Source organism: Citrobacter sp. HN-141, from assembly GCF_033341895.1.
In the GTDB taxonomy this organism is placed as follows: Bacteria; Pseudomonadota; Gammaproteobacteria; order Enterobacterales; family Enterobacteriaceae; genus Citrobacter.
Genome location: NZ_JAWPBF010000002.1, coordinates 338,257 through 351,559 on the forward strand (window position 1 = coordinate 338,257; position 13,303 = coordinate 351,559).

A 13,303-nucleotide genomic window follows, 5' to 3' on the forward strand; every position below is an offset into this window, starting at 1 on the left:
TCAACGATGATAGTCGTGGCCGTCATCATTATGGTGATGGTGATTATGCCGCCATGCATGCTGATTTTCCCTTTGCTCGCGCTCCTGGCGTTCATGCTCTTTATCGCGGTTAGATTCACGGTTTTTGTGGTTGGCTATTGCCGTGGCAACCGCCGCCGCACCTACACCTACGGCTGCAGCCGAAAGATAAGGATGTTCTGCACAACCCGACAGGCTGGCCACAATAATCCCTGCGGATATCAGCTTTTTCATTGTGACGTTACCCATTATTCACGCACAATTTTGCCAGCATTACCGGCATCAGGATTGTTCCAGCTACCGTGACCATCCGTTTTAAGGGTATAAGTGGCATATCCCACGCGGAAGGTCATCGTATCTTTATAGGTATTCACGTCACGCACTTCATGACCATTTACGTAGACGCCAGAGTCTTCTACGTGAATATCAACACTACGTTGGCCATTCTCAAATTTGGCAACGTAATTACCGGTGAATTTGCCATCAATACCGGCATGATCATGATTATCTTGATTGCGGGTATTTTGCTTATCTTCAGCATGACGATGATGGCGATTTTGCTGGCTTTGATCGTTCTCGATAAAGCCATGATCGCGGTTCCACTGATAAGATTTATTGACATCGCAACCGTTGATTTCACTTATCTGCGTACAACCTGAACGTTCATATTTTTTCTGCATTGCAGGGGTGATTGCACATGCTGTTGTAGCAGTTGTCAGGCCGAGGACAAAAATGGCCAGCAGACGTTTATTCATTTTGTTACTCGCTATCATTATTAAATTTATATATAGGAATGCAAATCTATTTGTCATGTAGACGACAGCAGTCTCCCATTAAATAGTAATAGCGAATACTAGGGAGATTCCTAAATTTTAATCGAGGAGGAATGTTGATATTAATATTTGCGATGATATGCGAGCATTGTTTACGGGTCTAAAACAATTTTATTGCACTGTTTGTATTATTTAACGTCTTGCCAGGGGATTTAATGGAATACTAATATTGACATTAACCAAGGGAGAAGCGCGCAGGCAGGCCCGCGCGCGTGGTTTGGTGGGGACGATGGACTACCCTTGGGTTGCTGCCTGTTCGCGATGTTTTTTCGCCTGCAGTTCATGTGAATATGAATGACTATTATTCATTGACTGATGAACGACCATCGCTTTTTCATGTTCATTCATTTGCGAAAAAGACGGTGCACTAGTCCGTGCGGATTGGCTATTTTGCACCTGCGCTTCATGTGTTTGTACCATTTGCTGATGCGCAGGTGCATCGCTGTTATTCATCATCTCGTGAGCCATAGCTGCCTGTTGATGCGTTGTAGACGTTTCTGCCGCATTAACGCCAGCTGAGATAAAAAAAACGATAGCTAAAAAGGAAGATATCTTATTCATCATATTTCTCCAGTGTCGGTTTACAGGAGAATTATAATCAGCAGGGGCTGTCAGTGAGGTGACAGGATTATGACGATGATGTCAGAGAAAAATAATTTTAATCTCAGGTTTAATCGATGGCGCATCAGCGCCACCAATAATAATTAAGCGGCATACTTGGGTAATGTCAGAATAAAGCGGGTAGCGCGAGCGTCGGACGTTACGGAGACCTTGCCCTGGTGGGCAATCACAATCGATTTCACTATCGCCAGGCCAATACCGCTACCTTCGCCTTTACGCTGTCGTGAGGGATCGACGCGATAAAACCGGTCAAAGAGTCGTGGCAGATGTTCCGCGGCTATTGGCGTACCGGGATTTTCCACAATAATATGCACGAGATCATCGGCCTCTTTCACTCGCACGGTGACAGACTCGCCTTTTGGCGTATAGCGCATCGCGTTAGAGAGCAAGTTGCTCATTGCCCGGCGTAACATTAACGGGTCGCCAGAAACCCAGCATGCCCGACCTTCAAAGCGCAGGCTGACTTCGCGTTCTTCCGCCCAGGCTTCGAAAAAGTCGAACACTTTACTGACCTCATCCGCAAGATTCAGTGCTGTTTTTTCCGGGATCAACTGGTTATTGTCTGCCTGTGCCAGAAACAACATATCACTCACCATCTTCGACATGCGGCCAAACTCTTCGAGATTTGAGTAGAGCACATCTTCCAGCTCTTTCGTGCTGCGGGGATGGCTGAGGGCAATTTCTGTTTGCGTGACCAGATTGGTGATTGGCGTGCGGATCTCGTGAGCAATATCTGCAGAAAAATTGGACTGACGTTTAAACACATCTTCGATTCGTTCGATCATGTGATTAAACGACTCAACCAGTTGCTCAAGCTCAATCGGCACGGCCTGCGGGTCCAGGCGGACATCGAGATCTTTAGAGGTGATATTTTGGATGCGCCGACTGACATTACGGATCGGTTCATGGCCTTTATAGACCGCGAACAGCACGATAAAAACAATCATCATGCTAATTAACGATGCTGTCATGATCAGCTTGTTTTTCAGATCGTTAATGTAGTGCAGATGAAAATCGATCGATAATGCCATAAACAACGTATAGGCCGGTTTCCCGTCTGGCAACTGCCCAATGGGCAAACGAATCATTCGCCAGTTGGAGGATGCGTTTTTCCCGTGCGCATGTTCTGATGTTTGCAGCGTTGGGCCGGAAATTAAAAAGACATTCCGGGTATGGGCATTTTTATCCGGCGTTGCCGTGGCGATAAACTGACGAAGATCCGGCGCATTAGGTGAATGGAAAATAGCCCTCTGATTGGCATCTTCCAGAGAAATAATAACGTTAGAATAACCCGAAACTACGTTTTTTAGTGTTTCCAGCCGACGCGATTCCGGTTCGTTCGGGTGGTTAATAATACGCTCCAGCGTCGCGCTGATCTCTTTTAAATCATTGATATCCTGCTCTGCGAAATGGACTTTCACCGAGTGGATCATTATCCATGCGAAAGCGAAAAATGAGGCGATAGTCGCCAGACTGATAAAAAAGGTTAACCGTGTTGCCAGCGAAAAAGGACGCTGTAATCGTTTAGCGGCCATCCGGCACCTCAAGCATGTACCCCACGCCACGCACGGTCTGAATCAGTTTCGGCTCAAAGTCATTATCGATTTTGGCCCGCAGACGCTTCACGGCGACGTCAATCGCATTGGTGTCGCTGTCAAAATTCATATCCCAGACCTGAGAGGCAATCAGTGAACGCGGCAACACCTCTCCCTGATGACGCAGGAAAAATTCAAGCAGCGTAAACTCTTTACTGGTCAGGGTAATGCGTGCGCCGTTGCGGGTAACTTTTCTGCTGACCAGATCGACCATTAAATCCGCAACCTGAAACTGACTTTCGACAATGACCGCGGCCCCCCGTCGCAGCAGCGTTCTGACCCGCGCCAGCAATTCCGCAAAGGCAAACGGTTTAACCAAATAATCATCAGCTCCCAGCTCCAGACCTTTGACCCGATGCTCAATGGTACCCAGTGCGGTGAGCAGCAGAATGGGCATGCCTTTGTTGGCGGTGCGCAGCATCCGCACGATATCCCAGCCGTTTACATCGGGCAGCATGATGTCGAGAATGAGCAGGTCATAATCACCGGTCATTGCCAGGTGATATCCGTTCAGACCGTTGTCCGCCAAATCCACAACAAAACCCGCTTCCGTCAGGCCTTTGGTCAGGTATTCGCCGGTTTTTTTTTCATCTTCGACAATCAAAATCTTCATGACATTCTCCATCACGCACTGGCTGTGCGGATTTTCAATTCTAGAGAAGGCGGATCGGATAGCAATCGGTTATTGGGAAAATGACAGTTTTGTCATTTTCCTGTCACCGGTTAAACAGAGTCATTCAGGTATAAATTCACACATCTTTTATGGTTATCAGTCCGGTCTGGACGAGAAGAACTATGTACAAATTTAAGCTTCTTACCCTCAGCGCTATTTTTGTTCTGGCTGGCTGCTCGTTGGCACCGGACTATCAGCGTCCGGCATTGCCGGTTCCGCAGCAATTCTCCTTAAGTCAGAACACGCTGGTTTCGGCCCCGATGGGATATCAGGATACGGGCTGGCGTACCTTTTTTGTTGACTCCCAGGTGAAGGCGTTGATTGGTGAGGCGCTGGTCAATAACCGTGATTTACGCATGGCGGTACTGAAGGTTCAGGAAGCGAAAGCGCAATATGGTGTGACGGATGCCGATCGTTACCCGCAACTTAACGCCGGTTCCAGCGGTACCTATAGCGGGAAATTAAAAGGTGATAGCAGTACTAACCGGGAATTTGAAGCGGGACTGAATCTCAGTTTCGATCTGGATTTCTTTGGACGACTGAAAAATATGAGTGAAGCCGATCGGCAAAATTTTTTCGCCAGTGAAGAAGCGCGTCGGATGGTGCATATCTCATTAATTTCTAACGTGGCGCAAAGCTATTTCAACCAGCGTCTGGCTTATGCGCAGCTGCAAATTGCCGAAGAAACGTTGCAAAACTACCAACGCTCTTATGCGTTTGTCGAGAAACAGTTGATGACCGGCAGTACGAACGTGCTGGCACTGGAACAGGCTCGCGGCGTGATTGAAAGCACACGTAGCGATATTGCCAAACGCCAGGGCGAACTGGCGCAGGCGAACAACGCGCTGCAACTATTGCTGGGGACGTACGGGAAATTACCGGACGACCGCGTGCGCAGTCGCGGTGATATAAAACCCGTGACACTGCCCCCCGCACTCCCATCGCAAATATTATTGCAGCGTCCGGATATTATGGAAGCCGAACATGGATTGCTGGCGGCGAACGCCAATATTGGCGCTGCACGAGCGGCATTTTTCCCATCGATTACGCTGACCAGCTCTGTATCCAGCAGCAGTGGCGATCTTTCCAACCTCTTTAATGCGGCCAGCGGCATGTGGAATTTTGTCCCGAAAATAGACATTCCGATCTTTAATGCTGGACGTAATCAGTCAAATCTCGATTTAGCAGAAATCCGCCAGCAGCAATCGGTGGTGAATTACGAGCAGAAAATTCAGAACGCATTTAAAGAAGTTGCGGATGCGCTGGTGTTGCGCCAAAGCCTTGCCGATCAAATTACCGGACAGCAGCGTTATCTGGACTCATTACACATCACGCTGCAACGCGCTCGTGCACTCTATCAAAATGGTGCGGTTAGTTATATCGAAGTACTGGACGCCGAGCGTTCTTTATTCACGACACAGCAATCGTTGCTCGACCTTAACTATGCCCAACAGGTTAATGAAATTAAGCTGTTTGCTGCCTTAGGCGGTGGCTGGGTTGAATGATCTTTAATCTTAAATTCTCAGGAGTATATTGCATGAAAACTACCGCTAAAGCCGCTTTGTTTACTGTGTTATCTGTCGTCATGTTTAACGCTCAGGCCAATGAACATCAGCATGGCGAGATGATGAATATGGCGCCTGCGGCCCAGCAGGAGCAAGTGATTAGCGCGACAGGCGTGATTGAATCTATTGATATGGATAGTAAAAAAGTCACGATTAAACATGAACCGATTCCCGCAGTGAACTGGCCGGCAATGACGATGCGTTTCACATTGGTACCTGATACCAAGGCCGACGATATTCAGCCTGGTGATAAAGTTGCCTTTACGTTTGTTCAGCAGGGAAATCTCTCTGTCTTACGCGATATTCACATCAGTAAATAACGGATCTCGCTGCTCTCTTTTATTCTTGCCCGGGGTTTCCTGAACACGGGCGAGACTATCGCGCAATGGAAATCACTATGGCGTCTTTAAATATTAAAAATACCGCGCTTATTCTCGGCAGCATGATTGTCGGCGGAATTATTTCTGTCGGTGTGTATACCTATTATTCATCCGCAAAAGTATCGGCCGATACCGGCGCTGCTCAAAAAAAAGAAGAGCGTAAAGTTTTATTCTGGTACGACCCCATGTATCCCAACACGCGGTTTGATAAACCGGGTAAATCACCGTTTATGGATATGGATCTGATCCCGAAATATGCCGATGAAGAGACAGCGAGTACATCCGCACCGGGTGTGCGTATTGACCCGACACAGACCCAGAATCTGGGGCTAAAAACCGAACCCGTGCGCCGTGGGCCATTGCAATATGCACAAACTTTCCCGGCGAACGTCAGTTATAACGAATATCAATTTGTCATTGTTCAGGCGCGTTCGGCAGGTTTTATCGAGAAGGTCTATCCGCTGACCGTGGGCGACAAAATTAAGCAGGGCTCGCCGCTTATCGATCTGACAATCCCGGACTGGGTAGAAGCACAAAGTGAATATTTACTGCTGCGGGAAACGGGCGGCAGCGCGACGCAGGTTGAAGGCATTCTGGAGAGATTACGTCTGGCGGGAATGCCGGAGGCGGACATTCAACGCTTGAAAGCGACGCGGAAAATTCAGACCCGCTTTACCCTGAAGGCCCCTATTGATGGGGTGATTACCGCGTTTGATTTACGTACTGGTATGAACATTTCAAAAGATAATGTGGTCGCGAAAATTCAGGGAATGGACCCGGTATGGGTCAGTGTTTCAGTCCCGGAATCTATCGCCTGGCTGATTAAAGACGCCTCGCAATTCACCATTACCGTACCTGCCTGGCCGGGTAAATCCTTCACCATTAGCAAATGGAGTATTTTGCCGAGTGTGGATGCCACGACGCGTACGCTCCAGCTTCGCCTGCAGGTTGGTAACCCGGATGAGGCCCTGAAGCCGGGAATGAATGCCTATCTGCAACTAAAAACGCAAAGCGAACCGATGCTGCTGATCCCGTCTAAAGCGCTGATTGATACCGGTACCGAACAGCGGGTTATCACCGTCGATAATGAAGGACGATTTGTACCTAAGCAGGTTGCCGTATTCCATGAGTCTCAGGGCTTAACGGCCATCCGCTCTGGTCTGAGCGAAGGTGAAAATGTGGTGTCCAGCGGTCTGTTTCTGATTGATTCCGAAGCGAATATTTCTGGCGCTCTGGACCGTATGCGCGCCCAGACAAACGGGGCACACGCGGTACCCGCGATGCCAGCCCAGGCGACCCATTCACACTGAGGACATGATAAATGATTGAATGGATTATTCGCCGCTCGGTGGCAAACCGTTTCCTGGTGATGATGGGGGCGCTGTTTCTCAGCATCTGGGGCACCTGGACCATCGTGAATACGCCGGTTGATGCGCTGCCCGATCTCTCTGATGTGCAGGTGATCATCAAAACCAGTTATCCGGGGCAAGCGCCGCAAATTGTTGAAAATCAGGTGACCTATCCGTTGACCACCACCATGCTATCGGTGCCGGGAGCGAAAACGGTGCGTGGTTTCTCGCAGTTTGGCGACTCTTACGTGTATGTCATTTTTGAAGACGGTACCGATCCTTATTGGGCGCGCTCCCGTGTCCTGGAATATCTCAACCAGGTGCAGGGGAAATTACCCGCAGGCGTCAGTGCTGAAATGGGACCGGATGCGACAGGGGTCGGCTGGATATTTGAATATGCGTTGGTGGATCGCAGCGGCAAACATGATCTCGCTGAATTACGTTCGCTGCAGGACTGGTTCTTAAAATATGAATTGAAAACTATCCCTAACGTGGCGGAAGTTGCCTCGGTGGGCGGTGTTGTTAAAGAGTACCAGGTTGTCATCGATCCGATGAAGCTGACGCAATATGGCATCAGCCTGGGTGAGGTGAAATCGGCGCTGGATGCCTCAAACCAGGAAGCCGGTGGTTCATCTGTCGAAATGGCCGAAGCGGAGTACATGGTCCGCGCCAGTGGATATCTGCAGTCCCTTGATGACTTCAATAGTATCGTACTGAAAACCGGCGCTGATGGCGTTCCGGTCTATCTGCGTGATGTTGCCCGCGTACAAATTGGGCCGGAAATGCGCCGCGGGATCGCCGAACTGAATGGCGAAGGCGAAGTGGCAGGCGGCGTAGTCATCCTGCGCTCCGGTAAAAATGCGCGCGAGGTGATCTCCGCGGTTAAGGCTAAACTTGAAACGCTGAAGAGCAGTCTGCCGGAAGGCGTTGAAATAGTTACAACATACGATCGCAGTCAACTGATCGATCGCGCGATTGACAACCTGAGCTACAAGCTGCTGGAAGAATTTATCGTTGTGGCACTGGTGTGCGCGCTGTTCCTGTGGCATATCCGCTCGGCGCTGGTAGCCATTATTTCTCTGCCGCTGGGACTGTGTATCGCGTTTATCGTGATGCATTTCCAGGGGCTGAACGCCAATATTATGTCGCTTGGGGGGATAGCCATCGCGGTCGGCGCGATGGTTGATGCCGCAATCGTTATGATTGAGAACGCGCATAAGCGGCTGGAAGAGTGGGGGCATCAGCATCTGGGTGAAAAGTTGGATAACGACACGCGCTGGAAAGTCATCACCAACGCCTCGGTGGAAGTCGGCCCGGCGTTGTTCATTAGCTTACTGATTATCACGCTGTCGTTTATCCCCATCTTCACGCTCGAAGGGCAGGAAGGACGGTTGTTTGGTCCGTTGGCGTTTACCAAAACCTACGCCATGGCAGGCGCTGCGTTTCTGGCCATTGTGGTGATCCCGATCCTGATGGGGTTTTGGATCCGTGGCAAGATCCCGGCGGAAAGCAGCAACCCGCTTAACCGTTTCCTGATTCGTATTTACCATCCGTTATTGTTGAAGGTGCTGCATTGGCCAAAAATGACCCTGCTGGTGGCGGTGCTGTCGATCCTGACCGTCATCTTCCCGCTGAATAAGGTTGGGGGCGAATTCCTACCGCAGATTAACGAAGGCGATCTGTTGTATATGCCTTCAACCTTGCCGGGCATTTCCGCAGCACAGGCGGCAGATATGCTGCAAAAAACCGATAAGCTCATCATGACGGTTCCTGAAGTGGCGCGCGTGTTTGGTAAAACCGGTAAAGCTGAAACGGCGACCGACTCCGCACCGTTAGAAATGGTGGAAACCACCATCCAACTGAAGCCGCAGGATCAGTGGCGTCCAGGGATGACGATGGACAAAATCATTGAGGAACTGGACAAAACCGTTCGTTTACCGGGGCTGGCGAATCTGTGGGTACCGCCAATTCGTAACCGTATCGATATGCTCTCTACGGGGATTAAAAGTCCTATCGGCATTAAGGTTTCGGGTACCGTGTTAGCGGATATTGACGCCACGGCAGAGCAAATCGAAGAAGTCGCAAGAACGGTGCCTGGCGTGGCATCCGCATTGGCTGAACGCCTGGTCGGCGGGCGTTATCTTAGCGTAGATATTCATCGTGAAAAGGCCGCCCGTTATGGAATGACCGTCGGTGATGTGCAACTGTTTATCACCTCAGCGGTAGGCGGCGCGATGGTAAGTGAAACGGTTGAAGGTATCGCCCGCTATCCGATCAATCTGCGTTATCCACAAAGCTATCGCGATAGCCCGGAAACACTACGAAATCTGCCAATACTGACGCCAATGAAACAGCAAATCACGCTAGCGGATGTGGCGGATGTGCAGGTGGTTTCGGGGCCGTCGATGTTGAAAACGGAGAACGCGCGGCCAACCAGTTGGATCTATATTGATGCCCGCGATCGCGACATGGTGTCGGTGGTGAACGATCTGAAAAAAGCGATTGCTGAAAACGTCCAGCTAAAACCGGGGACCAGCGTGGCATTCTCCGGGCAGTTTGAGCTGCTTGAGCGCGCCAGCCACAAGCTTAAACTGATGGTGCCGATGACGCTGATGATTATCTTCGTGCTGCTGTATCTGGCATTCCGTCGTTTTGGCGAAGCACTGTTGATTATTACCAGTGTGCCCTTTGCGCTGGTAGGCGGAATTTGGTTTCTCTACTGGATGGGATTCCATATGTCGGTCGCGACCGGAACCGGATTCATCGCACTGGCAGGCGTGGCTGCCGAATTTGGCGTGGTGATGTTGATGTACCTGCGCCACGCCATTGAAGCAGAGCCTGCGCTGGAAAATCCGCAAACCTTTAGCGTGGATAAACTGGATGAGGCGTTGTACCACGGAGCGGTACTGCGTGTGCGTCCTAAAGCAATGACTGTGGCGGTCATCATTGCGGGTCTGCTGCCGATTTTATGGGGAACGGGAGCCGGTTCTGAAGTCATGAGCCGTATCGCTGCACCGATGATTGGCGGCATGATCACGGCACCTTTGCTGTCACTGTTCATCATTCCGGCAGCGTATAAGCTGATGTGGCTACACCGGCATCGCACCCAGAAATAGCCCCTGCTAGCGCTCGCCTTCACTCCTTTGAGGGTGGGCGCTATGATTCCAGCGCTTTCACCCGTTTACGGTACTCGCCAGGCGTACAGCCGAATTCACGCAGAAAAACTTTGTGAAAAGATGACTCGCTGGCATATCCCACCGATTCGGCAATCACGACCAACGGTTGGGCGCCGCGCGACAGCATCTGGGCGGCGAATTGCAGACGCAATGTGGTGAGTACGGAGAGCGGCGTGGAGTTTGAAACCTCGCGAAACAGTTGGGCAAAACTGGCCCGGGACATATGCGCGCGCTGTGCCAGTTCTTCAACGCTCCAGGGATGTGCGGGTGATTCCAGCATCTGGAACACCACCGCTCCCAGTCGGGGATGTAATAGCAGATTCAGCACATTTTTGGCGGGGGGGGCCTGAGATAACCATTCGCGAACGGCGAACGTGAACAGCGTGGCGCATTGCTGGCTGCACACAACGTTGGAACCGGGCAGCATGCTCAACGATTCCTGCTGCATCAGCCCAATCATCGCCGTAAGCCAGTGGTAAACGGGGCTATTTTCGCCAGGCGCTAGCAGCAAAACCTCCGGCAGCGCGGTTAAGAAATAGCGGGAGGATGTCTGTAGTTGCAGACTTCCGCAGACAATATGCGTTTGCTCTTCACCTGACTGGCACAACCGATGCGCGGAGTTTTGCGGCAAGATGACTACCGTACCAGGACGCAGTGTATAAGTGTTGCCGTCAGGCATCTCCAGTAAAGCGCTCCCCTGGGTTACCGTATGCCAGCGGATCACGGATAGCTCACCTGCTGCATGAGGGAGTTGCCAGTCTCTGCTCAATAGGCAGTTTTGATCAATAGAACCCTGCGGATCGTTAAGCATTAGCAAGCGGCTAAGTGCATCCATAAAGACTCCTGAACAGTTTTTATTGTCGTTGATAGAACCGTGATTATCATCATATTTTCACATTAAAGTAATACCATCAAATGGTTACTTTGCATTTTGTTTTGGGGGTTTTTAGTTTTTATTATATGGCTGTAGACGATTGAACAGAATATTGCGCGTTATGGATATGCTGGCCTGACAGGGCACTGCCTATAATCCAGAGTAACAAATGAACAATGACTTTGCGGAGAGGCAGTATGAAACAGTATCAGGCGATCATTATTGGATTTGGCAAAGCAGGTAAGACGCTGGCGGCTACGCTGGCAAAGACGGGCTGGCGGGTAGCGATTATTGAACAGTCCAACACCATGTATGGCGGAACATGCATTAATATCGGCTGTATTCCAACCAAAACCCTGGTACACGATGCTGAGCTTCAGCATGACTTTGCGACTGCGATGCAACGTAAGACTTCCGTGGTCAGTTTCCTGCGCGATAAAAACTTCCATAATCTGGCCGATCTGGAAAATGTGGATGTGATTGCAGGGCGTGCTGAATTTGTCGACAACCATACCGTGCGGGTAATGCAGTCGACAGGAACGCTTGAGCTGAGAGGTGAGAAGATTTTTATAAATACCGGTGCACAGTCGACGATTCCGGATATTGAGGGATTATCCAGTACGCCAGGCGTCTTTGACAGCACCGGGTTGCTGAATTTGACCCAACGCCCACAGCGCCTGGGTATCCTGGGAGGGGGCTATATCGGCGTTGAGTTTGCGTCGATGTTTGCCAACTTCGGCAGTCAGGTCACTATTTTTGAGGCTGCACCGCTGTTTTTACCCCGTGAGGACCGGGATATCGCCGATGCGATCGCTGATATTTTACGCGATAAAGGCGTAGAGCTGATTCTCAATGCTAAGGTGCAGTCGGTTTCGTCTCATGATGGCGCGGTGCAGCTACAGATGCCGGAAGGGGAACAGGTTGTTGATGCACTGCTGGTCGCATCAGGCCGCAAGCCGGCGACCGAACAGCTGCAACTGAAAAAAGCCGGTGTCGATGTGAACGATCGTGGCGGCATTATTGTGAATAAATATTTGCGGACGTCGGCGGATAACATCTGGGCGATGGGAGATGTAACAGGGGGGCTGCAATTTACCTATATCTCACTGGACGACTTCCGTATTGTGCGTGATGGCCTGTTAGGCGAAGGGCTGAGAAACACCGGCGATCGGCAAAATGTGCCATATTCCGTGTTTATGACACCGCCACTTTCCCGTGTGGGGATGACTGAAGAGCAGGCTCGTGCCAGCGGTGCGGCGGTACAGGTGGTGACGCTTCCCGTCACTGCGATTCCACGGGCGCGAGTCATGGATGATAGGCGTGGTGTACTTAAAGCGGTGGTGGACACGGATACGCAGCGGATATTAGGTGTCTCACTGCTGTGTGTGGATTCGCATGAGATGATTAATATCATTAAAACGGTGATGGATGCCGGGTTACCTTATACCGTATTGCGTGACCAAATATTTACCCATCCAAGTATGAGTGAGTCATTAAACGATCTTTTTTCTCTCGTTCAATAATAAATATAAAGTCTGCATCTTTGCCCCACCTGTGTGGGGCTTTTTTTATCATTTTTTTATAAAACAATACTATCGAACAGCTATTCTGGCGTTGTGGAACAAATGAAATTAGCGTTCTTGTTTTATTATATTGCTACTGAAATTACGAATGAATGGAAATAGAAATGAACATGGTTAAAACGACGCTACTGCTGACAACGTTATTGACGGCCCCAGTAACTTTTTCCGTACTGGCACAGACACCAACCGAACTGGCCCACGTCAGTGTCTCCACCGTTTCTGCGGCACCTTCTGTTGTCGAAGCGGCCATTGCTAAACTAGCGCAAGAAAAGCAGGCATCATCATGGAAAATTACCTCGATGAGAATTGATGGCAGTACTTATGCCACTGCAATTTTGTACAAATAGGATAGCCGTCATGGAAAAATATCTTCGTTTACTGGGGCAGGGGGATCGAATTGGATTAACCTTGATTCGCCTGAGTATTGCGATTGTCTTTATCTGGATTGGTTTATTGAAATTTATACCTTATGAAGCTGACAGTATTACGCCGTTTGTGGCGAACAGCCCGCTGATGTCATTCTTTTATGAACATCCGGGTAATGACTCCAACTTATTGGTAGTGTTTTATGTTCAGATAATGCCCGATGACTTTGTCATGCAGCTCCACCGATTTTGAGAACGACAGCGACTTCCG

13 protein-coding genes and 1 pseudogene are annotated in these 13,303 nt (G+C 50.0%); 7 read left to right on the forward strand and 7 right to left on the reverse strand.

Annotation, left to right across the window (positions count from 1 at the left end; translation table 11 throughout):
• The 5 genes from RYZ59_RS04535 to cusR all read right to left on the reverse strand — a co-directional run bounded on the left by RYZ59_RS04535 (position 1) and on the right by cusR (position 3,680).
• Positions 1 to 252 (reverse strand): hypothetical protein, encoded by a 252-nt coding sequence (locus tag RYZ59_RS04535; RefSeq protein ID WP_318044723.1) that lies wholly within the window; start codon positions 250 to 252, stop codon positions 1 to 3.
• A gap of 14 nt (positions 253 to 266) precedes the next feature.
• Positions 267 to 773: a hypothetical protein gene (locus tag RYZ59_RS04540; protein ID WP_318044722.1), complete on the reverse strand. Its 507-nt coding sequence runs from the start codon at positions 771 to 773 to the stop codon at positions 267 to 269.
• 312 nt (positions 774 to 1,085) lie between these two features.
• A complete protein-coding gene (locus RYZ59_RS04545) occupies positions 1,086 to 1,412 on the reverse strand; it encodes a copper-binding protein (RefSeq protein ID WP_318045199.1) in 327 nt (108 codons plus the stop codon).
• A gap of 143 nt (positions 1,413 to 1,555) precedes the next feature.
• Positions 1,556 to 3,007: a Cu(+)/Ag(+) sensor histidine kinase gene (locus RYZ59_RS04550; RefSeq protein WP_318044720.1), complete on the reverse strand. Its 1,452-nt coding sequence runs from the start codon at positions 3,005 to 3,007 to the stop codon at positions 1,556 to 1,558.
• Positions 2,997 to 3,680, reverse strand: a complete 684-nt coding sequence (gene cusR / locus RYZ59_RS04555) for a copper response regulator transcription factor CusR (RefSeq protein WP_318044718.1) — start codon at positions 3,678 to 3,680, stop codon at positions 2,997 to 2,999. The genes RYZ59_RS04550 and cusR overlap by 11 nt, the downstream gene beginning before the upstream one ends.
• 182 nt (positions 3,681 to 3,862) lie before the next feature.
• Between cusR and RYZ59_RS04560 the strand changes: the two genes are divergently transcribed.
• The 4 genes from RYZ59_RS04560 to RYZ59_RS04575 all read left to right on the forward strand — a co-directional run bounded on the left by RYZ59_RS04560 (position 3,863) and on the right by RYZ59_RS04575 (position 10,150).
• Positions 3,863 to 5,245 carry an efflux transporter outer membrane subunit gene (locus RYZ59_RS04560; protein ID WP_318044717.1) on the forward strand — a complete coding sequence of 461 codons (1,383 nt, stop codon included), beginning with the start codon at positions 3,863 to 3,865 and terminating at the stop codon, positions 5,243 to 5,245.
• Between the two features lie 32 nt (positions 5,246 to 5,277).
• Positions 5,278 to 5,625 (forward strand): cation efflux system protein CusF, encoded by a 348-nt coding sequence (cusF, locus tag RYZ59_RS04565; protein WP_137384567.1) that lies wholly within the window; start codon positions 5,278 to 5,280, stop codon positions 5,623 to 5,625.
• Between the two features lie 77 nt (positions 5,626 to 5,702).
• Entirely contained in the window at positions 5,703 to 6,995 is a 1,293-nt protein-coding gene (locus RYZ59_RS04570) for an efflux RND transporter periplasmic adaptor subunit (protein WP_318044715.1), read from the forward strand.
• Between the two features lie 11 nt (positions 6,996 to 7,006).
• Positions 7,007 to 10,150 carry a CusA/CzcA family heavy metal efflux RND transporter gene (locus tag RYZ59_RS04575; protein WP_318044714.1) on the forward strand — a complete coding sequence of 1,048 codons (3,144 nt, stop codon included), beginning with the start codon at positions 7,007 to 7,009 and terminating at the stop codon, positions 10,148 to 10,150.
• Positions 10,151 to 10,190: 40 nt separating this feature from the next.
• On the opposite strand, the gene rclR is transcribed toward RYZ59_RS04575, so the two are convergent.
• Positions 10,191 to 11,045: a reactive chlorine-specific transcriptional regulator RclR gene (gene rclR, locus RYZ59_RS04580; RefSeq protein WP_318044713.1), complete on the reverse strand. Its 855-nt coding sequence runs from the start codon at positions 11,043 to 11,045 to the stop codon at positions 10,191 to 10,193.
• 236 nt (positions 11,046 to 11,281) lie between these two features.
• Between rclR and rclA the strand changes: the two genes are divergently transcribed.
• The 3 genes and pseudogenes from rclA to RYZ59_RS04595 all read left to right on the forward strand — a co-directional run.
• Positions 11,282 to 12,607, forward strand: coding sequence for a reactive chlorine resistance oxidoreductase RclA (gene rclA, locus RYZ59_RS04585; RefSeq protein ID WP_318044712.1), 1,326 nt, complete (start codon positions 11,282 to 11,284; stop codon positions 12,605 to 12,607).
• 170 nt (positions 12,608 to 12,777) lie between these two features.
• The gene (gene rclB / locus RYZ59_RS04590) at positions 12,778 to 13,014 is read left to right on the forward strand and encodes a reactive chlorine resistance periplasmic protein RclB (protein ID WP_318045197.1); all 237 of its coding nucleotides are present in this window, start codon (positions 12,778 to 12,780) and stop codon (positions 13,012 to 13,014) included.
• Between the two features lie 10 nt (positions 13,015 to 13,024).
• A pseudogene (locus RYZ59_RS04595) lies at positions 13,025 to 13,204 on the forward strand (DUF417 family protein); the annotation flags it as partial.
• A 15-nt stretch (positions 13,205 to 13,219) separates the two neighbouring features.
• On the opposite strand, the gene RYZ59_RS04600 reads toward RYZ59_RS04595, so the two are convergent.
• On the reverse strand, positions 13,220 to 13,303 hold an 84-nt coding region (locus tag RYZ59_RS04600; RefSeq protein WP_032083315.1), incomplete at its 5' end, for an IS1 family transposase.